Origin of the sequence: Sphingobium sufflavum, assembly GCF_021403115.1 — a bacterium.
Classification (GTDB): domain Bacteria; phylum Pseudomonadota; class Alphaproteobacteria; order Sphingomonadales; family Sphingomonadaceae; genus Sphingobium; species Sphingobium sufflavum.
The window spans coordinates 159,056-186,010 of sequence record NZ_JAJSSH010000002.1; the positions used below are offsets into that span (position 1 = coordinate 159,056).

At 66.7% G+C, this 26,955-nt stretch carries 25 protein-coding genes; 12 read left to right on the top strand and 13 right to left on the bottom strand.

The window, feature by feature from the left end; translation table 11 throughout:
- The first annotated feature begins 62 nt into the window (after positions 1-62).
- The 5 genes from LWE61_RS03945 to mmsB all read left to right on the top strand — a co-directional run bounded on the left by LWE61_RS03945 (position 63) and on the right by mmsB (position 5,279).
- Positions 63-1,556: a CoA-acylating methylmalonate-semialdehyde dehydrogenase gene (locus LWE61_RS03945; protein ID WP_234148735.1), complete on the top strand. Its 1,494-nt coding sequence runs from the start codon at positions 63-65 to the stop codon at positions 1,554-1,556.
- Between the two features lie 112 nt (positions 1,557-1,668).
- Complete coding sequence (locus LWE61_RS03950) at positions 1,669-1,962, top strand: I78 family peptidase inhibitor (protein WP_234148736.1); 294 nt, start codon at positions 1,669-1,671, stop codon at positions 1,960-1,962.
- A gap of 42 nt (positions 1,963-2,004) precedes the next feature.
- Positions 2,005-3,147 (top strand): acyl-CoA dehydrogenase family protein, encoded by a 1,143-nt coding sequence (locus tag LWE61_RS03955; protein WP_234148737.1) that lies wholly within the window; start codon positions 2,005-2,007, stop codon positions 3,145-3,147.
- Positions 3,148-3,246: 99 nt separating this feature from the next.
- Positions 3,247-4,317 carry an enoyl-CoA hydratase/isomerase family protein gene (locus LWE61_RS03960; protein ID WP_234148738.1) on the top strand — a complete coding sequence of 357 codons (1,071 nt, stop codon included), beginning with the start codon at positions 3,247-3,249 and terminating at the stop codon, positions 4,315-4,317.
- A 62-nt stretch (positions 4,318-4,379) separates the two neighbouring features.
- Positions 4,380-5,279: a 3-hydroxyisobutyrate dehydrogenase gene (gene mmsB / locus LWE61_RS03965; RefSeq protein WP_234148739.1), complete on the top strand. Its 900-nt coding sequence runs from the start codon at positions 4,380-4,382 to the stop codon at positions 5,277-5,279.
- 171 nt (positions 5,280-5,450) lie between these two features.
- Here the strand turns inward: mmsB and gltX are convergent, their stop codons facing one another.
- Both gltX and LWE61_RS03975 read right to left on the bottom strand, forming a co-directional pair.
- Entirely contained in the window at positions 5,451-6,809 is a 1,359-nt protein-coding gene (gene gltX, locus LWE61_RS03970) for a glutamate--tRNA ligase (RefSeq protein WP_234148740.1), read from the bottom strand.
- 4 nt (positions 6,810-6,813) lie between these two features.
- A complete protein-coding gene (locus LWE61_RS03975; RefSeq protein ID WP_267961581.1) occupies positions 6,814-8,532 on the bottom strand; it encodes an NAD+ synthase in 1,719 nt (572 codons plus the stop codon).
- A 164-nt stretch (positions 8,533-8,696) separates the two neighbouring features.
- Here LWE61_RS03975 and LWE61_RS03980 point away from each other — a divergent pair, with 164 nt between their 5' ends.
- Positions 8,697-9,632, top strand: a complete 936-nt coding sequence (locus tag LWE61_RS03980; RefSeq protein ID WP_234148741.1) for a ribose-phosphate pyrophosphokinase — start codon at positions 8,697-8,699, stop codon at positions 9,630-9,632.
- 131 nt (positions 9,633-9,763) lie between these two features.
- Positions 9,764-9,883, top strand: coding sequence for an entericidin A/B family lipoprotein (locus LWE61_RS03985; RefSeq protein WP_234149061.1), 120 nt, complete (start codon positions 9,764-9,766; stop codon positions 9,881-9,883).
- Positions 9,884-10,108: 225 nt separating this feature from the next.
- Here the strand turns inward: LWE61_RS03985 and LWE61_RS03990 are convergent, their stop codons facing one another.
- From LWE61_RS03990 to LWE61_RS04005, 4 genes are all read right to left on the bottom strand, one after another.
- Positions 10,109-10,261: a hypothetical protein gene (locus LWE61_RS03990; protein WP_234148742.1), complete on the bottom strand. Its 153-nt coding sequence runs from the start codon at positions 10,259-10,261 to the stop codon at positions 10,109-10,111.
- Between the two features lie 189 nt (positions 10,262-10,450).
- Positions 10,451-11,509, bottom strand: coding sequence for a ribonucleotide-diphosphate reductase subunit beta (locus tag LWE61_RS03995; protein ID WP_234148743.1), 1,059 nt, complete (start codon positions 11,507-11,509; stop codon positions 10,451-10,453).
- Positions 11,510-11,521: 12 nt separating this feature from the next.
- On the bottom strand, positions 11,522-12,277 hold the full coding sequence (locus tag LWE61_RS04000) for a glutathione S-transferase family protein (protein WP_234148744.1): 756 nt from the start codon (positions 12,275-12,277) through the stop codon (positions 11,522-11,524).
- Positions 12,277-12,738: a cupin domain-containing protein gene (locus tag LWE61_RS04005; RefSeq protein ID WP_234148745.1), complete on the bottom strand. Its 462-nt coding sequence runs from the start codon at positions 12,736-12,738 to the stop codon at positions 12,277-12,279. The genes LWE61_RS04000 and LWE61_RS04005 overlap by 1 nt, the downstream gene beginning before the upstream one ends.
- Before the next feature lie 71 nt (positions 12,739-12,809).
- On the opposite strand from LWE61_RS04005, the gene LWE61_RS20900 reads away from it, so the two are divergent.
- Complete coding sequence (locus tag LWE61_RS20900) at positions 12,810-13,214, top strand: DUF2171 domain-containing protein (RefSeq protein WP_407696187.1); 405 nt, start codon at positions 12,810-12,812, stop codon at positions 13,212-13,214.
- 150 nt (positions 13,215-13,364) lie between these two features.
- On the opposite strand, the gene LWE61_RS04015 is transcribed toward LWE61_RS20900, so the two are convergent.
- From LWE61_RS04015 to LWE61_RS04045, 7 genes are all read right to left on the bottom strand, one after another.
- Positions 13,365-13,856, bottom strand: a complete 492-nt coding sequence (locus LWE61_RS04015) for a hypothetical protein (protein ID WP_234148746.1) — start codon at positions 13,854-13,856, stop codon at positions 13,365-13,367.
- Between the two features lie 20 nt (positions 13,857-13,876).
- Positions 13,877-15,820, bottom strand: coding sequence for a ribonucleoside-diphosphate reductase subunit alpha (locus LWE61_RS04020; protein ID WP_234148747.1), 1,944 nt, complete (start codon positions 15,818-15,820; stop codon positions 13,877-13,879).
- Between the two features lie 622 nt (positions 15,821-16,442).
- Positions 16,443-17,036 (bottom strand): Smr/MutS family protein, encoded by a 594-nt coding sequence (locus tag LWE61_RS04025; RefSeq protein ID WP_234148748.1) that lies wholly within the window; start codon positions 17,034-17,036, stop codon positions 16,443-16,445.
- A gap of 165 nt (positions 17,037-17,201) precedes the next feature.
- Positions 17,202-18,464, bottom strand: coding sequence for a murein transglycosylase A (gene mltA / locus LWE61_RS04030; RefSeq protein WP_234148749.1), 1,263 nt, complete (start codon positions 18,462-18,464; stop codon positions 17,202-17,204).
- Between the two features lie 132 nt (positions 18,465-18,596).
- Entirely contained in the window at positions 18,597-19,247 is a 651-nt protein-coding gene (locus LWE61_RS04035) for a Tim44/TimA family putative adaptor protein (RefSeq protein WP_234148750.1), read from the bottom strand.
- 355 nt (positions 19,248-19,602) lie between these two features.
- On the bottom strand, positions 19,603-20,475 hold the full coding sequence (locus tag LWE61_RS04040) for an alpha/beta fold hydrolase (RefSeq protein WP_234148751.1): 873 nt from the start codon (positions 20,473-20,475) through the stop codon (positions 19,603-19,605).
- 119 nt (positions 20,476-20,594) lie between these two features.
- The gene (locus LWE61_RS04045; RefSeq protein ID WP_234148752.1) at positions 20,595-21,164 is read right to left on the bottom strand and encodes a hypothetical protein; all 570 of its coding nucleotides are present in this window, start codon (positions 21,162-21,164) and stop codon (positions 20,595-20,597) included.
- Between the two features lie 207 nt (positions 21,165-21,371).
- Here LWE61_RS04045 and secB point away from each other — a divergent pair, with 207 nt between their 5' ends.
- The 4 genes from secB to LWE61_RS04065 all read left to right on the top strand — a co-directional run bounded on the left by secB (position 21,372) and on the right by LWE61_RS04065 (position 26,819).
- Entirely contained in the window at positions 21,372-21,881 is a 510-nt protein-coding gene (secB, locus tag LWE61_RS04050; protein WP_234148753.1) for a protein-export chaperone SecB, read from the top strand.
- 193 nt (positions 21,882-22,074) lie between these two features.
- Entirely contained in the window at positions 22,075-23,661 is a 1,587-nt protein-coding gene (gene murJ / locus LWE61_RS04055; RefSeq protein WP_234148754.1) for a murein biosynthesis integral membrane protein MurJ, read from the top strand.
- Between the two features lie 13 nt (positions 23,662-23,674).
- Complete coding sequence (gene trpS, locus LWE61_RS04060) at positions 23,675-24,679, top strand: tryptophan--tRNA ligase (protein ID WP_234148755.1); 1,005 nt, start codon at positions 23,675-23,677, stop codon at positions 24,677-24,679.
- Between the two features lie 421 nt (positions 24,680-25,100).
- Complete coding sequence (locus tag LWE61_RS04065) at positions 25,101-26,819, top strand: sensor domain-containing diguanylate cyclase (protein ID WP_234148756.1); 1,719 nt, start codon at positions 25,101-25,103, stop codon at positions 26,817-26,819.
- The last annotated feature ends 136 nt before the right edge of the window (positions 26,820-26,955 follow it).

Sequence of the window (26,955 nt, forward strand, 5' to 3'; positions counted from 1 at the left end):
TCCTCTTTCTCCGCAACCATACAGGGTCTAAGACGCCGCCATCCCCATTGACGAGGTTTCCCATGCGGCAGATCGACCATTTCCTGAGCGGCGGCGCGTCCTTCGCTCCGAAGCGCACCAGCGATGTTTTCAACCCCAGCACCGGCCAGGTGCAGGCGCAGGTCGCGCTGGGCGACCAGGCTGTGCTCGACGCCGCCGTGGCGAACGCGCAGGCGGTGCAGCCCAAGTGGGCCGCGATGAACCCGCAGCGCCGCGCCCGCGTGATGTTCAAGTTCAAGGAACTGATCGAGAAGAACATGCAGTCGCTGGCCGAGATGCTGGCCGCCGAGCATGGCAAGGTCGTGGACGACGCCAAGGGCGACATCCAGCGCGGTCTGGAAGTCGTGGAATTCTGCGCCGGCATCCCGCACGCGCTGAAGGGCGAATATTCGCAGGGCGCAGGCCCCGGCATCGACGTCTATTCCATGCGGCAGGCGCTGGGCGTGGGCGCGGGCATCACCCCGTTCAACTTCCCCGCGATGATCCCGCTGTGGATGGCGGCCCCCGCGATCGCGGTCGGCAACACCTTCATCCTGAAGCCGTCGGAGCGTGACCCCTCGGTCCCCAACCGCCTGGCCGAACTGTTCCTGGAAGCCGGCGCGCCCGAAGGTGTGTTGCAGGTCGTCCATGGCGACAAGGAAATGGTGGACGCGATCCTCGACCACCCCGGCATCGCCGCCGTCAGCTTCGTCGGGTCGTCCGACATCGCGCAATATGTCTACAGCCGCGGCGTCGCCTCCGGCAAGCGCGTGCAGGCGATGGGCGGGGCCAAGAACCACGCCATCGTCATGCCCGACGCGGACCTGGACCAGACCGTCAACGACATCATGGGCGCAGCCTATGGTTCGGCGGGCGAGCGCTGCATGGCCCTGCCCGTCGCCGTGCCGGTCGGTGAGGAAACCGCCGAGCGCCTGCGCGAGAAGCTGATCGCCGCCATCGACAAGCTGAAGGTCGGCATCTCCACCGATCCCGAAGCGCAATATGGCCCGGTCGTCACCGCCATCCACAAGCAGAAGATCGAGAACTGGATCCAGACCGGCGTCGACGAGGGCGCGGAACTGGTCGTCGACGGTCGCGGCTTCTCGCTTCAGGGCTATGAGGAAGGCTTCTTTGTCGGCCCCAGCCTGTTCGACCATGTCACCACCGACATGAGCGCGTACAAGGAGGAAATCTTCGGCCCGGTCCTCCAGATCGTCCGCGCCAAGGATTTCGAGGAGGCGCTGGAGCTGCCCACCCGCCACCAATATGGAAATGGCGTCGCCATCTTCACGCGCAACGGCCATGCGGCCCGCGAATTCGCGCAGCGCGTGCAGGTCGGCATGGTCGGCATCAACGTGCCGATCCCGGTGCCGGTCAGCTACCACAGCTTTGGCGGCTGGAAGCGGTCCGCGTTCGGCGACCATAACCAGTATGGCATGGAAGGCATCCGCTTCTGGACCAAGACCAAGCTGGTCACGCAGCGTTGGCCGGACGGCGGCGCGGGCGACAGCGCCTTCATCATCCCCACCATGGGGTGACAGGCCCCTGATGGGCCGGCAGGTCCATGATGGCGTAACAGGCCCATGATAGCGTAACAGGGAGGGCGGCCCGGCAATCGCCGGGTCGCCCGCCATGGCACGGGAGGACAGGATGGGACGGACAGCTCTGCTCGCGGGGATCGCGCTTCTGGCGGGATGCGCCCCGAAAACGGCGACGATCCCGCCCCTTCCCCGTCCGCCCGGAGACTGTGTGGCCGCGCCCGCGCAGACCCGGATCGGCGCAAAATGGTCCGAGGCGCTGGGCGCGGAGCTGCTGACGCTCACAGGCTCCCGCACGCTGCGCGCGCTGGGACCGGGCATGGCGGCGACAATGGATTTCAGGCCCGATCGACTGACCGTGGCCTATGACGAGAATCAGGTAATCGTCAGGATCGGCTGCGGCTGATACGCGGACGGATCGACCTTTTGAGAGGATGCAGGGTTTAGTATGACCGGACAATTTTCCCTCACCGAAGACCAGCTCGCCATTCAGGAGATGGCCCGCCGGTTCACCGCCGAGCAGATCACCCCCTTTGCAGCGGAGTGGGACGAGAAGCACCATTACCCCGTCGATGTGTGGAAGGCCGCCGGGCAGCTCGGCTTTGGCGCCATCTATGCGTCGGAGGAGAATGGCGGCACGGGGCTGGGTCGTCTGGAGGCGGCGCTGATCTTTGAGGCGCTGTCCTATGGCTGCCCGGCGACGGCCGCCTATATCTCCGTCCATAATATGGCGACGTGGATCGTCGACAGCTTTGCCGACGACCAGTTGAAGCAGCGCTATCTGCCCGGCCTGACCAGCATGGACCTGCTCGGCGGATATTGCCTGACGGAGCCGGGTTCGGGGTCCGACGCCGCCGCGCTCAAGACGACCGCACGGCTGGAGGGCGACCATTATGTCGTCAACGGCACCAAGCAGTTCATCACCGGTGGCGGCGTCAACGACGTCTATGTCGTGATGGTCCGCACCGGCGACGATGGCCCCAGGGGGATCAGCGCGCTGGTCATCGAAAAGGGCTGGGAGGGCGTCAGCTTCGGCGCGCCGGAGAAGAAGCTGGGCTGGAACGCCTCGCCCACCGCGCAGGTCATCCTGGACAATGTGAAGGTGCCGGTCGCCAACCGCCTGGGCAAGGAAGGCGATGGCTTCAAATTCGCGATGGCGGGCCTCGACGGGGGCCGGGTGAACATCGGCGCCTGCTCGCTGGGCGGGGCGCAGCGGTGCCTCGACGAGGCGGTGGGTTACGTCAAGGATCGCAGCCAGTTCGGCAAGACGCTGGCCGAGTTCCAGAACACCCAGTTCACGCTGGCCGACATGGCGACCGACCTGGAGGCGGCGCGCGCGCTCCTCTATATTGCCGCCGACAAGGTGACGTCGGGTGCGCCGGACAAGACGCGCTTTGCCGCCATGGCCAAGAAGCTGGCGTCCGACAATGGATCGCAGATCGTGGACAAGGCGCTCCAGATGTTCGGCGGCTATGGCTATCTCCGGGACTATCCGATCGAGCGTTTCTGGCGCGACCTGCGCGTCCATCGCATCCTGGAGGGCGCGAACGAGATCATGCGCCTCGTCATCGGGCGCGACCTGCTGAAATGACCGGACGGCGGGCGGCCCGGTGTCGCCCGTCCTCCCCGTTCGACGGACCGCGCAGGGGCGCGGCCGCGATGATGAAGTGCGCCAGAGAGAGGATGCCCGATGAGCGATGAAGTGCTGTTCCGCGTCGAGGGCAAGGCCGGTATCGTCAGCCTGAACAGGCCGCACACCATCCATGCGCTGACCCACGGCATGGTGCTGGCCATGACGGACAGGCTGGCGGCGTGGGCGAATGACCCGGCGGTGGCGATCGTCCTGATCGACCATGCCGTCGATCCGGCGGGCGACCCGAAATTGTCGCGCGGTTTCTGTTCGGGCGGCGACATCAATCTGGTCCGCACCTCCGTGCTGGAGGATGGCGGCGCGGCGGGGCGGCAATTCTTCTTCGACGAATATCGGCTGAACCATCTGATGTTCAGCTATGCCAAGCCGATCGTGGCGTTCATGGACGGCATCACCATGGGCGGCGGCGTGGGCATCTCCCAGCCCGCGCGGTTCCGCGTCGCGACGGAAAAGACGCGCTTCGCCATGCCGGAGACGGGCATCGGCCTGTTCCCGGACGTGGGCGGCGGCTGGTATCTGTCGCGCCTTGCCGGGCGGCTGGGCCGTTATCTGGGCCTGACCGGGGCGCGGATCGACGGGGCGGATTGCGTCGCGGTGGGGCTGGCCACGCACTATCTGCCGTCCGAAGCGCTGGACGAGGCGAAGCGCCGCATCGCGCAGCAGCCGGACGATGCGGCGGCGATCCTCGACGATCTGTCCATCGCGCCGCCGGACGCCGGGATCGGCACGCACCTTGCCGCCATCGACCGGCTGTTCGCGTCGGACCGGCTGGAGGAGATCGTCGCGGCGCTGGCCGCCGACGAGAGCGATTTCGCGCGGGAGACGCTGGCGACGCTGCGCTCCAAAAGCCCGCAGACATGCAAGGTGGCGCTGCGCCAGTTGCGGCTGGGCGGGGAGGCGACGAGCTTTGCGGACAATATGGCGATGGAGTATCGCATCGCCAGCCGCGCCCTCGACCGCCCCGATTTCGTGGAGGGGGTGCGCGCGGTGCTGGTCGACAAGGACCATGCCCCGCAATGGAACCCCGCCACGCCGGAAGGGGTGAGCGAGGAATTGCTCGACAGCATATTCGCGCCCCTGCCCGCCGACCGGGAGTGGCGGCCGCTCTGATGCAGACCCGTCCCTGAAGGGCGGACCAGCCCGGACAGGGCGGACCCCATGGAGAGTTGACTATGAAGATCGCGATCATCGGCCTGGGCAACATGGGCGGCGGGATGGCCGCGAACCTCGTGAAGGGAGGGCATGAGGTCCATGCCTTCGACCTCTCCGATGCGGCGCTGCTGAAAGCGCGGGCGAATGGCGCGACGCCGCATCGCGACGTGCGCACCGCGGTGGAGGGCGTGGCGGTGGTCGTCACCATGCTGCCCAATGGCAAGATCGTGGAGAGCGTCTACACCGCCGACGTGATCGGCCAGGCGCCCACGGGCGCGCTGTTCATCGACTGTTCGACCATCGATGTCGCCACCGCCAAGGCCGTGGCGTCGGCGGCCGTCACGGCGGGCTATGCGATGGTGGACGCGCCCGTCTCCGGCGGGATCGCGGCGGCGAACGGCGGCACGCTGACCTTCATGGTGGGCGGCGACGATGCGGCCTTTGCGGCGGCGGAGCCGGTGTTGCAGGCGATGGGCAAGGCGGTGATCCATGCGGGCGCGAGCGGCGCGGGGCAGGTCGCCAAGATGTGCAACAACATGCTGCTGGCCTCCACCATGATCGCGACGTGCGAGACGTTCGCGCTGGCGGAGAAGCTGGGGCTGGACCTCCAGACCTTCTACGATATTTCGTCCAAGGCGACGGGGCAGAGCTGGTCCATGACCAGCTATTGCCCCGTGCCCGGCGTGGGGCCGCAAAGCCCGGCGGACAATGGCTATCAGGGTGGGTTCGCGACGGCGTTGATGCTGAAGGATCTGGGGATCGCCATGGACGCGGCGCAGGGCGTCGGCGCGTCCACGCCGATGGGGACGCGGGCGGCGGCGCTGTACCGCCTGTTCAACGATGCGGGCCATGGCGAGATGGATTTTTCCGCGATCATCGCCGCGATCAAGGATGGGGCGTTCGGGGACGTGGGGGCGTAGGGTTTTCGGGCAGGGTGGGGGTGGTTGTCCGATCCCGCTTCCTCCACCCATATTCCGTCACCCCGGCCCCGATCCAGGGTTTGGCTTTTCCTTCACGCGGCGGAATTGAGGTAGCAAGCGGGATCCCGGATCACGTCCGGGATGACAGGCAGAAAGGTTGGTCCGTCGGGTTCAGGAGACGCCCGCCAGCCGCGCCAATGCCCGCTCCCGCCCGATCAGCGGCAGCAGGGCCGCCATGTCGGGACCATGGTCGCGGCCGGTCAGGGCGCGGCGCAGCGGCAGGAACAGGGTCTTGCCCTTGCGGCCCGTCTGCTCCTTCAGCGCGGCGGTGAGGCTGGACCACAGCGTATCGGCGGTCGCCCAGTCGAGGGTCGCGGCGACCTGTGCGGCGAGGGTGCAATAGGCGCGGTCGTCCGCGTCCAGATCGGGGGCAAGGCCGGAGCCGTCGCCCGTCACCACGGCCCACCAGTCGGCGGCCTGTCCGACCACCTCCAGATTGGGACGGATCGCGGCCCATGCCGCCTCATCCATGCCGATGGGCAGGCGGTCGGCCACGGTGGCATAGGGGAGCTGGTGGACGATCTTCTGGTTCAGGGTGGCGAGTTCCGTATCGTCGAACCGGGCGGGTGCACGGCCAAAGCGGGCGAAGTCGAAGGTGGCGATCAGGGGGGCGATGTCCGTCACCGGCTCCACCGGGTCGCTGGTGCCGATGCGCGCCAGCAGGGCGGTGATGGCGACCGGCTCGATACCCTGTTCGCGGAAGGCGTTGCAGCCGAGCGAGCCGATCCGCTTGGACAGCTTGCCCTCGCTGCCGACCAGCAGCGCCTCATGCGCCAGATGTGGCGGCTGTGCGCCCAGCGCGGCGAACATCTGCACCTGTGTCGCGGTGTTGGACACATGGTCCTCCCCCCGCACGATATGGGTCACGCCCATCTCCACATCGTCGATGGCGGAGGGCAGCATGTAGAGCCAGCTACCGTCCGCGCGGCGGATGACGGGGTCGGAGAGGTTGGCGGGGTTGAATGTCTGCTCGCCCCGGATCAGGTCGTGCCAGACGATCGGCTGGTCATGGTCGAGGCGGAAACGCCAGTGGGGCTGGCGCCCTTCCGCCTCATGCGCGGCGATCTGGTCTGCGGTCAGGGTCAGGGCGCTGCGATCATAGACGGGCGGCAGGCCGCGCCCCAGCAGCACCTTGCGCTTGAGGTCCAGCTCCTGCGCGGTTTCATAGGCGGGATAGATGCGGCCCGCCGCGACCAGCGCGGTAAAATGCGTCTCGTAGAGCGCGAACCGCTCCGACTGGCGTGCGCCGCCGTCGATGTCGAGGCCGAGCCAGTCGAGGTCGGCGCGGATCGCATCCCCATACTCCTCCCGGCTGCGTTCGGCGTCGGTGTCGTCGATGCGCAGCAGGAAGCGCCCGCCATGCCGCCGCGCCCACATCCAGTTGTGGAGGGCGGTGCGGATGTTGCCGACGTGCAGGCGGCCGGTGGGCGACGGGGCGAAGCGGGTGACGACGGGCTGGTCGAGGGTCATGGAATCACGCGGTCCTGAAGGCGTTGCTGATCGGATAGCGGCGGTCGCGGCCGAAATTGCGCCCGCCCAGCTTCACGCCCGGCGGCGACTGGCGGCGCTTATATTCCGCCACATACAGCAACCGTTCGATGCGGACCACCGTGTCGCGGTCGAAGCCCATGGCGGCAAGGTCGTCCACGGACTTTTCCTGCTCCACCAGCCCATAGAGGATGGGGTCGAGGACGGAATAGGGCGGCAGGCTGTCCTCGTCCTTCTGGTCCTCGCGCAGTTCGGCGGAGGGTGGTTTGGTGATGACCCGCTGCGGCATGACCGCGCCGTCGGGGCCGAGGGCGAAGGACGGGCGGGCGGTGTTGCGCCATTCGGACAGGTCGAACACCGTGGTTTTGTACGCATCCTTCAGCACCGAATAGCCGCCGGCCATGTCGCCATAGAGGGTGGCGTAGCCGACGCTCATCTCGCTCTTGTTGCCGGTGGTCAGGACCATATGCCCATATTTGTTGGACAGCGCCATCAGGGTGACGCCCCGGATGCGCGACTGGATATTCTCCTCCGTCAGGTCCGCCGTGCGGCCCGCGAAGGCGGGGGCGAGCATGGCGTCGAACGTCTCCACCGCCGCGCCGATGGGGATGGTGTCGAGCCGCACGCCCAGCAGGCGCGCACATTCCGCCGCATCCTCAAGGCTCTCGGCGCTGGTGAAGCGGGACGGCATCATCACGCACCACACCCGGTCCGCGCCCAGCGCATCGACCGCGACGGCGGCGGACAGCGCGCTGTCGATGCCGCCCGACAGGCCCAGCACCACGCCGGGGAAATGGTTGCGCTCCACATAATCGCGCAGGCCGACCAGCATGGCGCAGTAAATGTCGGCGGGATGATCCTGCACCTCCACCACGGGCGCGGGCAGGCACAGCCACTGGCCGCCGTCGCCCTGCTGCCATTCGGTGACGAGCAACACCTCCTCCCACTCCGGCAGGCGGCAGGCGATCTGCCCCTCCGCATCCATGACGAAGCTGGCGCCGTCGAACACCAGTTCGTCCTGCCCGCCGACGCGGTTGAGGTAGATGATGGGCAGGCCCGTCTCATGCACGCGCGCGGCGCACACGCCGTTGCGGCGGCGGGTGTCCTTGGCGACCTCATAGGGGCTGCCGTTGATGTTGATGAGAATCTCCGCGCCGCGATCGCGCAGATGCGCGGTGACGAAGGGGAGCCAGATATCCTCGCAGATCGGCAGGCCCAGTTTCACCCCGCGAAATTCCACCGGATCGGGCAGGGGACCGGGGGTGAACAGGCGCTTTTCATCGAATGTGCCATAATTGGGCAGTTCGCGCTTCTGGCTGACCGCCGCGATGGCGCCGCCGTCGAGCAGGGCGACGCAATTATACAGATGGCCGCCCGCCTCGATCACCGTGCCGATCAGCATGGCGGGGCCGCCGTCGCCGGTCGCCTCCGCCAGCCGCACCAGCTCCGCCTCGGCCCGTTCGACCAGCGCGGGTTTCAGCACCAGATCCTCCGGCGGGTAGCCGATCAGTTGCAGTTCGGGAAAGACGATCAGGTCCGCCCCCTCCGCCGCCGCCTGCGCCCGCCAGGCCAGCATCCCCTCCGCATTGGCGGACAGGTCGCCCATCGCCTGGTTGGCCTGCGCCAGCGCGATGCGGAGGCGGGACGGGGCGTGCGTATGGGCGTGGGTATGGGTGTGGGGGGCGGGGGAGGAGGATTGGGTCATGCCGTTCCCCTATGCGACCGACCGATGCACGACAACCACATCCGGTCAGTTAAGCGCACGGTTGGACCCCGACCCGTGGTTGCGGGCCTTTTCGGATCGGGATTCACGCGCTAAAGGCGCTCGCGCAGGGTAGCGGCACCATCAGCATAGAGCGGGGAAGCGACATGAAGATTATTTCGGGCAACGGCAATCTGCCGCTGGCAAAGGCGATCGCACAATATGTCGAACTGCCGCTGACCGACGCGAGTGTCCGCCGTTTCGCCGACGAGGAAGTGTTCGTCGAAATCCACGAGAATGTGCGCGGCGAGGATGTGTTCGTCATCCAGTCGACCAGCTATCCGTGCAACGACAACCTCATGGAACTGCTCATCATGATCGACGCGCTGAAGCGCGCATCGGCCAAGCGGATCACGGCGGTCGTCCCCTATTTCGGCTATGCCCGGCAGGACCGCAAGCCCGGCCCGCGCACGCCGATCTCCGCCAAGCTGGTCGCCAACCTCATCACCACGGCGGGTGCGGACCGCGTGCTGTCGGTCGATCTCCACGCCGGGCAGATCCAGGGCTTTTTCGACATTCCGACCGACAATCTGTTCGGTGCGCCGGTCATGTCGGCGGACATCCAGGCGCGCTTCTCCGGCAAGAACATCATGGTCGTGTCGCCCGACGTGGGCGGCGTGGTGCGCGCCCGCGCGCTGGCCAAGCGGCTGGACAACGCCCCCCTCGCCATCGTCGACAAGCGGCGTGAGCGGGCGGGCGAATCGGAAGTGATGAATATCATCGGCGACGTGAAGGGCCGCTTTTGCGTCCTGATCGACGATATTGTCGATTCGGCGGGCACGCTGTGCAACGCGGCGGCCGCGCTGAAAGCGGCGGGCGCGGAGGATGTGGTCGCCTATGTCACGCACGGCGTCCTGTCGGGCGGCGCGGTGGCGCGGGTCGACGGATCGGAACTGAAGGAACTGGTCATCACCGATTCGATCCTGGCGACCGACGCGGTGGGCGTTTCCACCAAGATCCGCCAACTGCCCATCGCCCCCCTGCTGGGCGAGGCGGTGAAGCGGATCGCGGACGAAAGCTCGGTCTCGTCGCTGTTCGATTGATCCCCGGTCGCAACGATTGAACTCTCGGCCCGCTTCGGCGTTGGGAGAGGTTGTTCCGTTCGGGAAAAGAGTTTGAGGAGGCCGGCATGAAGAAAGACAGGCTTGTGCAGGAGGCGGTGCGGGGCGCCCTGATGACGGGTGCGCTGGCTGTGGGCGTGCTGGCGCTGAGCGGCTGCGCGACCGTGAAGGGCGTCGGCCGGGACATCACCTCCGTCGGTCAGGCCGGATCGGACGCGATCAACGGGCGCTGAGCCGGGATGCGGGCCGGGCGGATGCGCTAATTTTCTCCGCATTTTCCGGGCCAGCCGATGATGCCATCCGCTTCGGAAATGCTGCAGGTCCGGGTGCGCGAACGCACTGGCAGGCTGCAGGAGAGTGACCGGAAACAGGAAGGGGAAGCGCCGTATGGCGGCTTCCCCTTTTTCATTCGCCTGTCTCTGTGTCGTGGCCTGTCATGGGCCTGTGCGGTCTGCGGGTCAGGCGTGCGCGGTTTCGTCCGCCGCGATCAGCTTTTGCAGCACCGCCACACGCTCACGCTCCGTCGACCAGTCGCGGGAGGGCTGGGCCTCCATCTGGGTGAGCAGGACTTTCAGTTCCTTGCGGCGGTCTTCCGTGGTGGTTCCGTCCATGATGCGATCCTCTCTCTGCACTAGCGGGGCAGGTGGAGGGGCAACGTTTCGGGCGGCATGAGGTTTCGTCGGCGGCGGAATTTCTCGGTCGCCTGTGCCCCTATGCGGCGCTCTTGCGTGCCGTGGCCCGGCCTTCACACAGGCGCACAGGAATTGGCTCCGCGACAGGGGCGCGGAGCCAGTCCGTCCTTATTCCGCCGCGATCCCCGCGCGCTTGAACATATCCTCGCCCAGATCGCCGTCCACGGTCAGGCCGACATCGTTCGCGCGGGCGTTCTTGCGGCTGTCGAAATTCTCCCACACGTCGTTCCACGAGCCGCGCGTCGCGCCCTTCGAATATTCGGTCGCGCGGGTTTCGAAGAAGTTGGCATGTTCCACGCCGTTGAGCAGCGGGGTCAGCCAGGGGAGCGGGTGATCCTCGATCATGTAGATGGCGGGCAGGCCGAGTTGACCCAGGCGCCAGTCCGCGATGAAGCGGATATACCGCTTGATCTCCTTGGCGGTCATGCCGGGCACCGGACCCTGCTCGAACGCCAAGTCGATGAAGGCATCCTCCAGCCGCACCGTCTTCTGGCAGGTGTCGATAATGTCTTCCTTGACCGCCTTGGTCAGGCACTGCCGCTCCTTCACGAATTCGTGGAAGAGGCGGATGACGCCTTCGCAATGCAGCGTTTCGTCGCGGACGGACCAGGTGACGATCTGGCCCATGCCCTTCATCTTGTTGAAGCGCGGGAAGTTCATCAGCATGGCGAAGGAGGCGAACAGTTGCATCCCCTCCGTAAAGCCGCCGAACATGGCCAGCGTGCGCGCGATGTCCTCGTCATTGTCCACGCCGAACTTCTGCATATAGTCATGCTTGTCGCGCATCTCCTGATATTCCAGGAACATGCTATACTCGCTCTCCGGCATGCCGATGGTGTCGAGCAGGTGGGAATAGGCGGCGATGTGGATCGTCTCCATGTTGCTGAACGCGGTCAGCATCATCTTGACTTCGGTGGGCTTGAACACGCGGCCGTACTTGTCGTGGTAGCAGTCCTGCACCTCGACATCCGCCTGGGTGAAGAAGCGGAAGATCTGGGTCAGCAGGTTGCGCTCATGATCGGACAGCTTCTGCGCCCAGTCGCGGCAATCCTCGCCCAGGGGCACTTCCTCCGGCATCCAGTGGACCTGCTGCTGGCGCTTCCAATAGTCATAGGCCCAGGGATATTCGAAGGGCTTATAGACCTTGCTGGCTTTGAGAAGGGACATGGATCGAGCCTTTCAGCGAGAGATTGCGGAATAGTCGGCGGCCGGCATATCGGGTGTCCGGCCAAAAAAACGGTCGAGGTCGTCCGGCGTCGAGCTGTGCCGCGCGGCGGTCGACGGGGTGGTGAAGGCGGCCTGCGTCCGCTCCAGCATCCGTATGGCGGCGGGGCGGGCGGCGATGCGGTCACGCCAGCGGATCAGCGCGGGATGCGCCTGCGGCTCCAGCCCATGCTGTTCAAGATATGTCGCCCAGGGCCAGGTGGCAATGTCCGCGATGCTATAGGCGTCGCCCGCGATCCACTCCCGGCTGGCGAGGCGGTCGTCGAGCAGGCGGTAGAGGCGGCGGGCGGCCTCCGTAAAGCGGCCCAGCGCATAGGCGTGGCCGATGCTGCCCGGCCCGTCGGCGCCCTGATCCTGCATCTGGAAATGGTTGAGCTGGCCCAGTTGCGGGCCGACATTGGCCATCTGCACCATCACCCATTGCATCACTTCGGCGCGGGCGGGCTGGACGGTGGGCAGCAACTGGCCGTGCGCCTCCGCCAGATAGAGGAGGATCGCGCCCGATTCCGCCAGCGGCATGCCCAGCGCGGGATCGACCAGCACCGGCACCTTGCCCAGCGGGTTGAGCGCGAGGAATTCGGGCGAGAACTGTTCCCCCCTGAACACGGCGACATGCTCCAGCGCATAGGGGAGGGCAAGCTCCTCCAGCATCAGCGCGACCTTGCGCACATTGGGGCTGTTCATGCCGTACAGGGTGAGGGCGGCGGTCATCAGATGGTCGCGCCCTTGCCCACCGGCAGCGCGGGCAGGGTGATGCTGGCCATCGTCGCCACATCCGGTCCGTCGTTGCGCCAGGCATGGACGGTGCCGCGCTGGACCACGCAGTCGCCCGCGCGGAGGGTCGCCTCGCCCACCTCCATCTCCAGCACGATCGTCCCCTTGAGGATGACCAGATAGTCGAGCGTGTCGGTGGCGTGCAGGAAGCGGCCCATGCCGACCGGCAGTTCCGTGACGGAGAAAGTGGCGCTACCGTCCTTGAGATGCTCCATCGCGAAGGGGACGGAGGCGTCCTCACCCCCGCCATTGTCGGCGGGGAGGGCGGGCGCGCGCCAGATGAGCTGGTTGCCCCGCTCCGTACGCGGCACGGGGCCGTCGATGAGGATGCAGGAGCGCCCCTGTTCATCGAGACCGGTGACGATGCGGCGCGGCCCGGTGGTGGTGGTGTCTGTCATTGGTCGCACCCCGAATGAGACGAGCCGCGGAACGCGCAGGGCCGCCTCGCCGTTGAAGCTCCAGAAGCAACATGGACGAGAGGATCATCATCATGTTCGAGAAATTGCGCATCAAGCAGCATATGGAAGTCACCAACGCCAGCGGCCAGCATGTCGGCACGGTGGACGAGGTCGACGGCGACACGATCAAGCTGACGCGGAGCGACAGCAACGACGGCCAGCATCATTACCTCGACTTCGAGGCGGTGGACCGCATCGAGGATAACCGCGTCTACCTCAAAGTCGGCGCCAGCCCGCAGGCGCACGTGGCCGAGCAGCAGCACCAGTCGGGCGTGCAGCAGCCGCAGGTCGGCGGTGCTGCCAGCCAGATCGACCCGGCCACCTACGCCCCCGGCACCACGCCCGGCGCGAGCGATCCCGCCAACCCGCCGCTGTTCGGTACCGGGCATACGAGCGGGGAGCGCGCGAAATTCTGATCGCGCGATCCGACGCGTTGCCCCGGCAAGGGTGCGGCGCACAGAGCTAGCAGCGCGGGGCATGCGACCATGTCCGACGCGCTCGGCCCCGGTGGACATCCGTGCCACCGGGGTTTCTCTTGTCCGTGAAGGGAGCGGGGTTGCCATTCCCTAGCCCTTTTCAGGCGTGAAGACCGGGTCGGTTCGGGTGAACTCGACCGGCACGCCATCGGAGGGGGAATAGACATGAACCCAGAAATGCGCCTGCGCCGCGCGGGGTTGGACCCGTTCGGGAGCCAGCCGATAGGTTTCGACCATCTTCTGGCAAAGCTGGTTGGATATGTCCGGCGCGGACTGGCTCATCAGCACTTCGCAGGATAGCGCGCGCGGCGACCCTGCCGCAAACGCCATGTTGACCTGCATGCTGGCGGTGCGATCCGCGGGCGTCGTCGGCCGTTCCCTGTCCGTCGCAATCCGCGGCGCATCGGGATTGAAAAACCACAGGGGGAGCGTGGCGCCGAGCTGCTTGAGCCGGTCCATCGAAATCGGCACGGTGGCCGTCACGGACACCCCTTGATAGGCGCCGATGATCTGTGCGGAGGCCGTGGGGGCGATCGACAAGAGTGTCAACGCCCCCGCGAGGATGGGACTATAGCGGATCATGGCGCGCGCACGTCCGCCCGTCACTGACAGGCGAGACATTCGTCATAGTCGGTGGTCGTCGCCAGTTCGATGCGGGGCGCGTCGGGCGTGTTGTCCGCCTCCACACCGCCCGCGAAACCGGCGCGCTGGATCGACTTGGAGCGCAGGTAATAGAGCGACTTGATGCCCAGTTCCCATGCGCGGAAGTGCAGCATGAGCAAATCCCACTTCTCCACGTCCGCCGGGATGAACAGGTTCAGCGACTGCGCCTGGTCGATATAGGGCGTGCGGTCGGCGGCCAGTTCGAGCAGCCAGCGCTGGTCGATCTCGAAGCTGGTCTTGAACGTGTCCTTCTCGTCTGGCGTCAGGAAGTCGAGGTGCTGGACCGAACCGCCCTTCTCCAGGATCGAGTTCCAGACGTTGGTCGAATCCTTCGACTTCGCCTGGAGGATCTTCTCCAGATAGGGGTTCTTGACGATGAAGCTGCCCGACAGCGTCTTGTGCGTGTAGATGTTCGCCGGGATCGGTTCGATGCAGGCCGACGTGCCGCCGCAGATGATACTGATCGACGCGGTGGGCGCGATCGCCATCTTGCAGGAGAAACGCTCCATCACGCCCTGATCGGCGGCGTCGGGGCAGGGGCCGCGCTCCTGCGCCAGCATCATCGATGCCTCGTTCGCCTTGGCGTTGATATGCTTGAAGATCTTGAGGTTCCACGACTTCGCCAGCGCGCTCTCGAACGGGATGTTGCGCTGTTGCAGGAAACTGTGGAAACCCATGATGCCCATGCCGACCGACCGTTCGCGCGTCGCCGAATATTTGGCGCGGGCCATCTCTTCCGGTGCGCGGTCGATATAGTCCTGAAGCACATTGTCGAGGAAGCGCATCACATCCTCGATGAACAGCTTGTCGTCCTTCCACTCTTCCCACGTCTCGATGTTGAGCGAGGACAGGCAGCAGACGGCGGTGCGATCATTGCCGAGATGGTCGCGGCCAGTGGGCAGCGTGATCTCGGAACACAGGTTGGAGGTGGAAACCTTCAGCCCCACGTCGCGGTGATGCTTGGGCATCATGCGGTTCACCGTGTCGGAGAAGACGATGTACGGCTCACCCGTGGCGAGGCGGTTCTCGACGATCTTCTGGAACAAGCTGCGCGCATCGACGGTGTTGCGGACGCTGTTGTCCTTTGGCGAACGCAGCGCGAACTCCTTGCCGTCGCGCACCGCCTCCATGAACTCGTCGGTGATGAGCACGCCATGGTGCAGGTTCAGCGCCTTGCGGTTGAAGTCGCCGGACGGCTTGCGGATTTCGAGGAACTCCTCAATCTCCGGGTGGCTGATGTCGAGATAGCAGGCGGCCGAGCCACGGCGCAGCGAACCCTGCGAAATGGCGAGGGTAAGGCTGTCCATGACGCGCACGAAGGGGATGATGCCACTGGTCTTGCCGTTGAGGCCGACCGGCTCGCCGATGCCGCGCACCGCGCCCCAATAGGTGCCGATGCCGCCGCCGCGCGAGGCGAGCCAGACATTCTCGTTCCAGGTGTTCACAATGCCCTGAAGGCTGTCGTCGACCTGGTTGAGGAAGCAGGAGATGGGCAGGCCGCGCCCGGTGCCACCGTTGGACAGCACCGGCGTCGCGGGCATGAACCACAGGCGCGAGATATAGTCATAGATACGCTGGGCATGCGCCTGATCGTCGGAATAGGCGGAGGCGACGCGGGCGAACAGATCCTGATAGCTTTCGCCGGGCAGGAGGTAGCGGTCGTTCAGCGTGTCCTTGCCGAATTCGGTCAGCAGCGCGTCGCGCGACGAATCGGTGACGATGTCGAAGCGACGCTCCGCCACGGCGTTGGACGCCAGCGGTTTCGCGGCGGCGGGCGCAGGCGCGCCGGTGGCGCCTGTTTCCGAAGCCGCGGCGGCCTCCGAAGCGGCGGGCGAGGGAGCGGGACGGGTTTCCAGCACGGTGTCGTCAGTTCCTGTCTGCATATCGCGAAAATCCACTTTGCGCCCCCAACTTGCTCATTATCCGTTCGATCCGGTCTCTACCGACAGCTCCGGCGACAGTTTCGGCACCCCTGAAGGATGGCAAACGGCGCGAAAGGCCCCATGACGGAAAGCGATGCTCCCGCCCTGCGACACAATCTGTAGAGTGCTCCCCTTACTCCGAACACTATGGATAGTGCCACAGCCGAATCTCGACGCAAGAGGATAAACGCAGGATTAACGGCTCGGTTCACCGCTGAAAAGACTCGCCTCATGGAGGGGGCGAGGGGGGTGACAGGGCGCGACGCGCGGACTTTCCTGCACTTGGGAGCGGTGCAAGGGAAAAAATGGCCCGGCGCGGGGAAAAATTAAAACTGTGGATAAGGGGGAGGAGGGTGCCGTCCGGCGCGCAGGACGGTCATCGAGGACCGTCATTCTGCAGGGTTCGACCGACACGCGGAAAGGGCCGGACGAGAGGGGATTCGAGTCCCCTTTCCCATCCAGCCCCCGCGCCCGAGGCATCCTCCTCCGTTCATTGCGAAGATGGAATATTCGGCTTAATTTTTTATGTATCCGGCAGGGAAAATCCCACTTTTCCGAGCTTTATGGATAGCGGTGCAGGCTGTCAGCGGTCGCGGCGCAGGATGATGTAGAGCGCGCCGTCGCCGCCATGGCGCGGATGGGCGACGCGCACGCTGGCGATGCGGTCGGCATGGGGGGAGCGTTCGAGCCAGTGGCCGATCTCCGCCCGGATCGCGCCGCGTCCTTCGGGGGCGATGCGGCCGGGCCGGGGCTTGCCGGTGACGACCAGCAGCACCCGCACCCCGTCGCGCCGGGCGGCCCCCAGCGCGGTGTCGAGCGTGGCATGGGCGCCCGCCAGATTATGGCCGTGGAGGTCGACGCTGCGTTCCGGCTGGAGCGTGCCGGACCGGATGCGCTTCTCCCACCCGCTGTCGAGCGTTGCGACCGGCTCCCGCCGGGCGGGTGGCGGCGGGGGGGCGGGCGCGGGACGGAGCGGGGGCACGCGGCCCTTCACCCGCGCGGCGGGCGCGGGCGGCGGGGGGGGCAGGTCGGGAAGGGGTGGCGCGGGGCGCGGCGCGGCGGTGCGGGCCGGGGCGGCGTCACGGCGCAGCAGGCGGACGCTGCGCGCCAGATGCTGCCACAGCAACTCCTCCTCCGGGCTGAGCGGGCGTCCGCCACCGGGGCGGCGCGGGGTCATGTCAGCGGCCCGGCAGGAGGGTGATGAGGTGCGCCAACGGATTTGGCGCCGGCACGGACGGAACAGGCGACAGGGACAGCGGTATGCGCGATGGCGATGGGGCTGGCAGCGACCGGTGGGTGCGCGACAGAGGTGTCAGCGGGGACGGCATCGGCGCGGGTGGCATCAGCGCGGGGCGAGGCGCGCGGCGGTGCCGATGGGGAGCAGCAGCCAGGCGTTCCCCCGCGCCGACATGCCGCCCGCGATGGTGCGCGCGTCGGACCCTGCGCCCCAGAAGGTATCGAAGCGGTTCGACCCCTTGATCGCGCCGCCGGTATCCTGCGCCACCCACAGGCCGTTGGCCTCATCCCGGTCCATAGTCAGGAGGACGGGCGCGCCCAGCGGCACATATTTGGGATCGGCGGCGACGGTGGCGCGCGGCGTGACCGCAATGCCCAGCGCGCCAAGCGGCCCGGCCCCGGTCAGTTCGCGGAAGAAGATATAGCTGCGATTCTCGTTCATGATCCGGCGACCATCGACGGGGTTGGCGCGCAGCCACTGCATGATGTCCTGCATCGACCCGGCCTTGATGAGGCCGCGATCCTTCATCAACTTGCCGATGCCGGTATAGTCGCGGCCATTCTGCCCGGCATAGCCGACGCGCAGGATGCTGCCGTCGGGCTGGCGCAGGCGGCCCGATCCCTGAACCTCCAGGAAGAACAGCTCGATGGGGTCGTTGGCATAGGCGATTTCGAGGCCGCGCCCGCTGAGCGACCCGGCGGTGATCTCCGCCCGCTCGTCAAAGGGGATGAAGTTGGTGCCCGACACTTTGCCCCGGATGGTCTTGCCCTTGAGCGCCTCGCTGAACTTGCCGAGGTCGACGTCGATCAGATTGTCGGGACGGCGATAGAGGGGCGTGGCGCAACTGGCGGTGGGCGTGCGGCAGCCGGCGATCTCCGGCTCATAATAGCCGGTGGCATAGGCGCGGCCATCGGCGATCTGCACCGCTTCGAAATTGCGGCGGAAGAATTCGCGGGCCTGTCCGTCGCTCCAGCTCGCGGCGTTGCTGCACGCGGATTGCCAGTCGCTGCCCGCGGTCAGGCCGGACGTGTCGGTGCGGCGCATCAGCGAAGGGCAGGTGGCGCGGAAGGCGCGGAGCGCATCGGCCAGACGCGCCGAATCGGCGGGCAGCAGCGTGTCGAGGTCGGGGCCGAGGATCACGCCGGCCGAAGCCGCCATGCCGTCGGTGACGGGTGTCGTCGCGGTGGAGGGCGATAGGGGAGCGGGGGTGGGCCGGGGTGTCGTCGGTACAGGCGCGGGTGCGGGCCGGGGCGCAGGCCGGGGCCGGGTTGACGGAGTCGCGGGCGTGCGGGCCGATTCCGGGATGACGGTGCAGGCACTGATGGCAAAGGCCAGCGCGGAGATCGCGGCCAGATGGCTCCAGCGCATGGTCTTCCCCTTTTTGTCCCGGACGATCCCGGCAGCGAATGAAAAGGAACCGGACCGGATCGGTACATCCGGTCAGGCGATCAGATGGCGCGGTACAGGGAGCACGTCGCGATAAACCCTGACGCCAAGGCCTCAAACCTCGTCGGTGGCGACCAGAATCCAGTCGGGCGAGCGGCTGCGCAGGTCGCGCGCGAAGGTCCAGATTTCCCGCGTGGGAATGGCGTCCTCCAGCGAACCGGCGATCATCACGCCATCCGCATCGCGGGTAACGGCGGCGATGTCCGCTTCGAACTGCACGGTGATCTGGGCGGTGCTGCCGTTCAGCACGGCCTCGCCGATGCGGGCGGTGTCGATGCGGACCAGTCGGTTTTCAAGGCTGTGGCCTGCGGTGACGCGGTCGTCGATGGCGGTGGCGAAGGCGCCATAGACATCGTCGTCGCACAGCGCGCGCAGGCGGTCCTTATCACCCTGCCAGAAGGCTTCGAGGATCATGCCATAGGCGGCGCGCGCGCCGACGAGGAAGCGGGTCACGTCGAAACTGCGGTCGATTGCGATGATCGCGCGGATCCCGCCCTGCGCGTCGGGGGCCATCAGCGCATCACCGACGCGGACCGGATCGGGCCGGGCGTCGACGGCGGGACGCGCGGCGGACAGCGGCACCGCCGGACGGTCGTCGGCGGGGGCAGGCATCTGCTGCTCATGACCCGTGCGCTTGCCCAGCACCGAATAAAGGCGCAGCGCCAGAAGCGCGAAAATCATGGCAAGAATGACGATGACGGTCACGACGCTCCCAAACCTTCCTGTGCTGCAAATCCGGCGACCGTGGTTCGGTCATGCGTGCAGCCAACCGTTGACATAGGCAATTTATGCGCGGGATTCAAATAGACTGGCCCGCTATTGTTCGTTTCCGGCACGATAGCCCGGCTTGTCGCGGCGAACATGGGTGCGAACCGTTCGGCGCGCGGGGGTGAAGGGGGGCGAAAGGCGGACGTCATGATCGCCCTAACGGGTGAGGGCCGCGGTGGTTTCATCGGGCGTAACGAATCCTGTCACCGGGGGGACAAATCGCAGACCGGAAGGGGGCAGGTTCGCGAGAATCAGGCCCGTGAGGATAGAAGCAGCCGCGCGTGGCCCGCCTTCAGAGAAACTCCGTCAGCGAGGCGATGAAATCGTCGAAGCGGTCGTGGTGGACCCAATGGCCCGCGCCGTCATAGACGATGGTGCGATGGTCGCGCAGGTGCCGGGCGCGGCCGTCCTCCTCCGGGTCGGTGGTCCAGCTTTCGGTGCCATAATAGAGGAGGGTGGGGACGGTGACGCCCTGCCAGAAGGCTTCGCCGCCGACCGCGAAGTCGTGGGGCGCGAACATCTGAACGCGCGGATCGAACTTCCACGACCAGCCATCGGGATGCTGGCGCGCGCCATGGATGGCGAGGTGCCGGGCCTGTTCCGCGCTGAGGTGCGGATTGCCCTTTGCCATGCGCTCGACCATCTCCTCGATGGTGGCGAAGCGGCGCTGCGACGTGGCGCGCGGGTTGCGGCGTTTTTCCACCCATTCCCGCAGCCGGACGACGGGGCCGACCGCATCCCAGCCAGCGATGGCGTTGGGCGCGGGGCCGAGACCGTCGACCACCACCAGCTTCTCCACCCGGTCGGGATACAGCGCGGCATAGTGCCAACTGATGTTGCCGCCGAAGCTGTGGCCGAGGATCGTCACCTTGTCCGCCCCCAGATGATCGACCAGTTCGACCAGATCGAGGACATGATAGGGGGCGAGATAGCCGCCGTCCGCCGACCAGTCGCTGTCCCCATGGCCGCGCAGGTCCATCGCGACGACATGGAAACGGTCGCGCAGCGCGCGCGCCGTCCAGTCCCAGCTGCGCGCATGGTCCGCATTGCCGTGCAACAGGATCAGCACCGGCGCGCCCGCATTACCCCAGTCGAGATAATGGATGGCCAGCCCCTGCGAATCGATGGTGCGGGAGACGGGTTCGGGGGAAAGGCTCTGGGTCATGGAGGCCAGCGTATCAGGCCCGGCGGGCGATGCGCCAGTGGGGGCGGACGCATAGCGCGGTGGCGATGCGCCGTCGGCCCCGCTCTCTGTCTCGCCCTGTCTTGCCCATTGGCGGCAGGCTATGCGGCGATGCGCGCCGCCCTGGCCCGGCCTACGCGCCGTTGCCAGCGCAGAAGGGCATAGGTGAGGGTGACGATCCCCGCCATCATCGTGGAAAACAGGCTTTCCGATCCGCGCCGCCGCTCCATGGCCCTGTCGTCGTCCAGCAGGCTGCGATAGGAAGCCGCCGAGGCGTGGAGCAGGTTGAGCATGTCCTTACGCTCCCGCAATATCCGCCCCGACTTCAGCCGGATTTCGGTGGCATAGCGCGTCCCGTCCAGCGTGATGACGTCGATGGCGGCGATGTGCGGCTGGGCGTCCTTCCACGCTTCCACCGGGCATCGCAGGCAATAGAGATAGTGCCGCTCGCCATCCTTGCGATAGTAGAAATAGTTCGATCCCTTGCCCCGTCGCCGGTTGAAGGTCACGCCGCTGACCGTCTGCTCCGGCGCCTCCAGTGCGTGGAGGTAGAGAAGCAGCGCCGCATTATAGGTGCGGACATCGTCGGCGCGGCTGGGGGAGGGGAGCGATTGCACCAGCGCGAAGGTGCCGATGAAGACCAGCGTATAGCGGGCGATCCTGCGTATCATCCTGCCCATCATCCTGGCTGCCCCTACCCCCGTTATCGCCCTGCCCTATGGCAATATCCGCCGCTCTGCGAAAGGGCGGAGGGGGCGGCGGCGGCGCGGCGGGGGATCGTCCGCGGGGGACTGGCATTTTGCCGAGAATCGTCTAATCGCCGGGCGACGCGCCCGTTCGTGCGCGACCCATTTTCGCAGGCAGGAAAGACGACTCGCATGACCGACGCAATCGACAACGGCCTCAACGGCGACAACAGCCCCAATGGCGCGGACGACCTGCCGCAGGTCGGCCTGATCGCGCAATATGTGAAGGACCTGTCCTTCGAAAACCCCAATGCGCCCGCCGTGTATAGCTGGCAGACCCAGCCGCAGATCGACATCCAGTTCAACATCTCGACCGGATCGCCCGGCGACGATGTGCATGAGGTCGCGCTGAAGATCACCGCCAAGGCCGTGGCGGACGAGGGCACGACCTTCGCTGTCGAGCTGGTCTATGCGGGCCTGTTCGGCCTGCGCAACATCCCCGAAGACCAGCTCCAGCCCTTCCTGCTGGCGGAGGCTCCGCGCCTGCTCTTCCCGTTCGCGCGCCGCGTGCTGGCCGACACGGTGCAGGATGGCGGCTTCCCGCCCTTGCTGCTCGACCCCATCGATTTCGGGGCGCTGTACCTCCAGCAGCAGGCCGGCGTCGACGGCATCGCCAATGCGGAGCCGGCTGGCCACGCCTGATTGAGAGTGCCGGGGTGGCGTCAACTTCGCCATCCCGGCCTCGTTCGTCATCCCGGCGAAGGCCGGGATCTCTCACGACCGGGCACGATCTTGTCTCACCCGATCCCAGCCTGCGCTGGGATGACGAGAAGGATAGGGCGAAAAGCCCGTCTGCGCCGACTTTCCCGTGCGCGGGAATGAACGGGAGGACGCCATGAACCTTCTCAAGGCCACCGGAACCATCGGCGGGTTGACGCTGGTCAGCCGCATCCTCGGCATGGTGCGCGACATGTTGATGGCGCGCTATGTCGGCGCGGGTTTTGCGTCCGACGCCTTCCTGATCGCCTGGCGCCTGCCCAACCTGTTCCGCGCCCTGTTCGCGGAAGGGGCCTTCTCCGCCGCCTTCGTGCCGATGTTCAACCGGGTGATGGCGCAGAATGTCGACCCGGACGATCCACTGGCGGGGCAGCGGTGCGCGGTGATCTTTGCCGGGCAAGTCCTGTCCGTGCTGGTGCCGTTCCTGACAGTGTTCACCGTGCTGATGATGCTGGCCGCCGGTCCCATCGTCTATGCGATGACGGGGGGCTTTCCGGAAGGCGGCGCGGAAAAATTCGACCTTGCCCGGCACCTGACGCTCATCACCTTTCCGTATCTGGGCCTCATCTCGCTCACGTCGCTGCTGGGCGGTATCCTCAACAGCCTGAACCGTTTCTGGGTCAATGCGGCCGCGCCGGTGCTGCTCAACATCTGCATGATTGTTGCGATCGTCTTCCTCCGGGGCGACAGCGAGGTCGCGACGGCGGTGACGCAGGCGATTGCGGTCACCATCTCCGGCGCGATACAGTTGCTGTGGCTGATCTGGTCCTGCCGGCGGGCGGGGGTCGTGCTGCGCCTCGGCCCGCCGCGCCTGACGCCCGATGTGCGCCGGATGCTGGCCGTCATCGGTCCCGCCGCGATCGGGCAGGGGGCGATCCAGTTCAACCTGCTGATCTCCACCAGCCTCGCCGCGCGCTTCCTGCCGCAGGGCGCGGTCAGCTATATCTATTATGCGGACCGGCTGAACCAGTTGCCACTGGGCCTGATCGGCATCGGCGTGGGCACCGCGATCCTGCCCGCCCTGTCGCGCCAGATCGGCGGCGGCGATCCCAAGGCCGCCAGCCATACGCAGAATCGCGCGATGGAGCTGGCGCTGTTCCTGGCCCTGCCCGCCGCCATTGCCCTGTTCGTGTCAGCGATGCCGATCATCCGGGGTGTGTTGCAACATGGCGCGTTTACCGCCGCCGACACGCTGGGCAGTGCGGCGGTGCTGGCCGCCTTTGCGCCGGGCGTGCCCGCCTATGTGTTCATCAAGGTGCTGACCCCCGGCTTCTACGCGCGGCAGGATACGCGGACGCCGGTGCGGATCGCCTTCATCGCGATGCTGGTCAATCTGGTCGGCAACCTTGCGCTGATCTGGCCGCTGGGCGCGGTCGGCATCGCCTTGTCCACGGCGATTTCGGCGTGGGTCAATGTGCTGCTGCTCTATGGCGCGCTGCACCGGGCCGATCATCTGAAGATGGACGCGCGGTTCCGGGGCAAGGCGCTGCGCATCGTGGCGGCGGGCGTGGCGATGGGGGCGGCGCTGTGGGGCCTCAATATCCTGCTCGACCCCTATATGGCGGCGGGCTTCTGGGAGCGGATCGGCGCTCTCGGTTTGCTATGCGGTGGCGGTGCGGTGGTTTATGCAGTGGCGTCCTTCCTGTTTGGCGCGTATCGGCTCTCCGAACTCAAGGGGCAGTTCCGGCGCCCCGCCCGTAAATAGGAAGTAGGAAGCGATGCGTATCCTGTCCGGCATCCAGCCGACCGGCAATCTCCACCTCGGCAATTACCTCGGCGCGATCCGCAACTGGGTGGCGATGCAGGATGCGATGGGGCCGGAGGACGAGTGTTTCTTCTTCCTCGCCGACATGCACAGCATCACCGTGCATGAGGAGCGGGCGCAGCGCATCGCCAATGTGCGCGACATGGCGGCCGCGCTGGTCGCGTGCGGCATCGACCCGGACCGCTCCACCCTGTTCAACCAGGCGCGCGTACCCGCCCATGCGGAGCTGCAATGGCTGCTGAACGGCACCGCGCGCATCGGCTGGCTGAACCGCATGACCCAGTTCAAGGACAAGGCGGGCAAGAATCGCGAGGGCGTGTCCATCGGCCTCTATGTCTATCCGGTGCTGCAAGCCGCCGACGTGCTGCTGTATCAGGCGACGCATGTGCCGGTGGGGGAGGACCAGAAGCAGCATCTGGAGCTGACCCGCGACATTGCGGTCAAGTTCAACACGGATTTCGGCGTCGATCTGTTCACCCTGCCCGACCCGATCATCCCCAAGGAATCGGCGCGGATCATGTCCCTGCGGGACGGCAGTGCGAAAATGTCCAAGTCGGACCCCAGCGATATGAGCCGCATCAACCTGACCGATGATGACGACACCATCATGCAGAAGGTGAAGAAGGCCAAGAGCGACCCGGACCTGTTCCCCGAAACGGCGGCGGGCCTCGCGGAGCGGCCGGAGGCGCGCAATCTGGTCGGTATTTACGCGGTGCTGGCGGGGACCACCCCCGATGCCGTATGCGCGCAGTTCGCCGGGCAGGGCTTTGGCGCGTTCAAGCCCGCGCTGGCCGAGGTGCTGGTGGAGAGCCTGCGCCCGATCCGGGAGCGGTATCAGGCGCTGCGCGGTGACGATGCGGCGCTGGACGCCATCCTCGTCAAGGGTGCGCAGCGGGCGGCGGCGGCGGCGGAACCGACGCTGCGCGGGGCCTATGACGCATTGGGCCTGATGCGATAGGCGGGATCGACCTGCCGGTGGTCGAACCCCGGAAGGTCTGAGGCCGGACGGTCGCATGGGCGCGGTTTCGGCCTTTCCGTCGTCCTGACGAGCACCAACAGAATGAGGGGTGGCGAGCGGAAAGATGCTCGCCAAAAGCCCACCCCGGCAGTCCGGTGGAGATAGGTGACGGTCGGGGGTAAAGAGAGGATCGCCGGGACCGGCCCTCCCCACCCTGACTCCCAGCGCCCGCCTGATCCGCGCGGCATCGGCTATTGCGGGGGCTGCTTCGGGGTCTGTTTCTGGCCAATTCCCATAGTTCCGATTCCGCAACGATAATAATGTTAACGGCATGGCAACCCGATACTGGCATTGCCGGTCCATGGAATGGCGCCTCAACAGATCGGCCCGATCACTGTGCTTCGGTGGTCTCTGGGCGCCTTTGATCGTTGGTGTCTGCTATACGCTGCTGGTCGGCGCGACCCTGTATTTCGCCAGCGCCGTCCATGCCGTTTCGGTGCTGTGGCCCGCCAATTCGCTGCCACTGGCGCTCGCCATGCTGCGCCCGCGCCGCCAGTGGTGGGCGATCATGCTGTTCACCTTCCTGGGCGTGATCATTGCAACCTTCACGGTGCGGGGCGTGTCGCTGGCGCCCGTCTTCCTGGGCCTGGCCAATATGTCGGAAGTGCTGCTGGCGGCATGGCTCACCAATTTTTCCCGCATGGGCGACGGTATCGGCGGCAGCGCGCGCAGCATGGTGCGCTTTACCATCGGTGCCGGCGTGGCGGCCCCGGCGTTCAGTTCGCTGATCGGCGGGGCGACCTTCGCCCTGTTCTTCGGCAGGGATTTCCTGGGCAGCGCGCTGATCTGGTTCTTTGCGGACTCGCTGGGCATCCTGATCTTCGCTCCCGTCTTCTACACGCTGCTGGCGGGCCAATATGGCCGGGCGTGGCAGGAGGCGACGGTGGCGCGGCGCTGGGAGGCGGGCGGGCTGGTGCTGCTGACCTCCCTGGTCGCGATGCTCGTGTTCACGGCGGAGCGGCCGCTGGTCTTCCTCGTCATCATGCCGACCATGCTGGTTGCTTTCCGCCTTGGCTGGATGGGGGTGAAGGTCGCGGTGATGATGGTCGCGGTGATCGGCACCCTGTCCACCATGAATGGCCATGGCCCCATCGTCCCGCTCAGCGAGGATGTGCAACTGCGGGCCTATTTCCTGCAGATTTTCATCGCCGCCCAGTTGATGACGCAATGGCCGGTCGTCGTCGCGCTGGCCGCGCGTGACCGGGTGATGCAGGAACTGGCGAAGAGCGAGCAGTCGCTGCGCCTGCTGGCCGCCCGTTCCGCCGTGCTGATGCTGACCTTCGACGTCGGCGGCCGCTGCCGCAAGGCGATCGGCGCGATCGAGCTGCTGCATGGCCATGCGATGGACGACCTGCCCGGCCTGTTGATCGAGGAACTGGTGGAGAATGGTGGAGCCACCCTGCGACCGGCGCATGAAATGGCGCTGGACGTGCCTGATGCGGTGCACAGCGTCGAACTGCGTATCTGGGCCGGGGAGGAACGCTGGCTGGAGGCGAGCTTCCGCGCGTTGGAAGATGAGGGCGGGCGTTGCCCCGGCACGCTGATGACGCTGCACGATGTCTCCACCCGCAAGGCGCAGACGATGGCGCTGGCCCGGTCGGCCTATACCGACAGCCTGACCGGCCTGCTCAACCGCGCCGGTTTCCTGTTGCGGCTGGAGCGGGCATTGGCCGGGCGGACGGAGGGGCTGGTCCTCGCCATGATCGACGTGGACCGCTTCAAGCTCATCAACGACAATTGCGGGCACCAGACCGGCGACGCCGTGCTGGAGGAGATTGCGCGGCGTATCTCCGGCCAGTTGCGCGTGACCGATTCGGTGGGGCGGATGGGCGGCGACGAGTTCGTCATCCTGCTCGACACCACCGAATGGGACAGCGCGCAGGAGATTTGCCGGCGGCTGGTGGATGCGGTCAGCGCCCAGCCGGTGCGCCTTGCGTCTGGCCAGACCATCGCCGCCGCTATCAGTTGCGGCGTGGTGCGCCACCGGGTGGGGATGAGCGCGGACCATTTCCTCCACGACGCCGACGTGGCGCTGTACGAGGCAAAGCGGGGCGGCCGGAACCGGGTGGTCGCGGCCTGACGGGGCGCGCGGGCGGGGCGCCGTCCCGGTGCGGACGCCTTTGTCCGATGGCTTGAAACCGGACGGCAGCGGGGCCGCGGATCAGGTCCGGGGTGACGAGGGCGCGTTGCGGGTCGCCGTTCCCACCGTTTCGCTT

What these genes read in the sequence shown, in the direction of transcription:
- LWE61_RS03945 (WP_234148735.1), top strand. Translation starts at nt 63, where the DNA reads ATGCGGCAGATCGACCATTTCCTGAGCGGCGGCGCGTCCTTCGCTCCG.
- LWE61_RS03950 (WP_234148736.1), top strand. Translation starts at nt 1,669, where the DNA reads ATGGGACGGACAGCTCTGCTCGCGGGGATCGCGCTTCTGGCGGGATGC.
- LWE61_RS03955 (WP_234148737.1), top strand. Translation starts at nt 2,005, where the DNA reads ATGACCGGACAATTTTCCCTCACCGAAGACCAGCTCGCCATTCAGGAG.
- LWE61_RS03960 (WP_234148738.1), top strand. Translation starts at nt 3,247, where the DNA reads ATGAGCGATGAAGTGCTGTTCCGCGTCGAGGGCAAGGCCGGTATCGTC.
- mmsB (WP_234148739.1), top strand. Translation starts at nt 4,380, where the DNA reads ATGAAGATCGCGATCATCGGCCTGGGCAACATGGGCGGCGGGATGGCC.
- gltX (WP_234148740.1), bottom strand. Translation starts at nt 6,809, where the DNA reads ATGACCCTCGACCAGCCCGTCGTCACCCGCTTCGCCCCGTCGCCCACC.
- LWE61_RS03975 (WP_267961581.1), bottom strand. Translation starts at nt 8,532, where the DNA reads ATGACCCAATCCTCCTCCCCCGCCCCCCACACCCATACCCACGCCCAT.
- LWE61_RS03980 (WP_234148741.1), top strand. Translation starts at nt 8,697, where the DNA reads ATGAAGATTATTTCGGGCAACGGCAATCTGCCGCTGGCAAAGGCGATC.
- LWE61_RS03985 (WP_234149061.1), top strand. Translation starts at nt 9,764, where the DNA reads ATGACGGGTGCGCTGGCTGTGGGCGTGCTGGCGCTGAGCGGCTGCGCG.
- LWE61_RS03990 (WP_234148742.1), bottom strand. Translation starts at nt 10,261, where the DNA reads ATGGACGGAACCACCACGGAAGACCGCCGCAAGGAACTGAAAGTCCTG.
- LWE61_RS03995 (WP_234148743.1), bottom strand. Translation starts at nt 11,509, where the DNA reads ATGTCCCTTCTCAAAGCCAGCAAGGTCTATAAGCCCTTCGAATATCCC.
- LWE61_RS04000 (WP_234148744.1), bottom strand. Translation starts at nt 12,277, where the DNA reads ATGACCGCCGCCCTCACCCTGTACGGCATGAACAGCCCCAATGTGCGC.
- LWE61_RS04005 (WP_234148745.1), bottom strand. Translation starts at nt 12,738, where the DNA reads ATGACAGACACCACCACCACCGGGCCGCGCCGCATCGTCACCGGTCTC.
- LWE61_RS20900 (WP_407696187.1), top strand. Translation starts at nt 12,810, where the DNA reads ATGGACGAGAGGATCATCATCATGTTCGAGAAATTGCGCATCAAGCAG.
- LWE61_RS04015 (WP_234148746.1), bottom strand. Translation starts at nt 13,856, where the DNA reads ATGATCCGCTATAGTCCCATCCTCGCGGGGGCGTTGACACTCTTGTCG.
- LWE61_RS04020 (WP_234148747.1), bottom strand. Translation starts at nt 15,820, where the DNA reads ATGCAGACAGGAACTGACGACACCGTGCTGGAAACCCGTCCCGCTCCC.
- LWE61_RS04025 (WP_234148748.1), bottom strand. Translation starts at nt 17,036, where the DNA reads ATGACCCCGCGCCGCCCCGGTGGCGGACGCCCGCTCAGCCCGGAGGAG.
- mltA (WP_234148749.1), bottom strand. Translation starts at nt 18,464, where the DNA reads ATGCGCTGGAGCCATCTGGCCGCGATCTCCGCGCTGGCCTTTGCCATC.
- LWE61_RS04040 (WP_234148751.1), bottom strand. Translation starts at nt 20,475, where the DNA reads ATGACCCAGAGCCTTTCCCCCGAACCCGTCTCCCGCACCATCGATTCG.
- LWE61_RS04045 (WP_234148752.1), bottom strand. Translation starts at nt 21,164, where the DNA reads ATGATACGCAGGATCGCCCGCTATACGCTGGTCTTCATCGGCACCTTC.
- secB (WP_234148753.1), top strand. Translation starts at nt 21,372, where the DNA reads ATGACCGACGCAATCGACAACGGCCTCAACGGCGACAACAGCCCCAAT.
- murJ (WP_234148754.1), top strand. Translation starts at nt 22,075, where the DNA reads ATGAACCTTCTCAAGGCCACCGGAACCATCGGCGGGTTGACGCTGGTC.
- trpS (WP_234148755.1), top strand. Translation starts at nt 23,675, where the DNA reads ATGCGTATCCTGTCCGGCATCCAGCCGACCGGCAATCTCCACCTCGGC.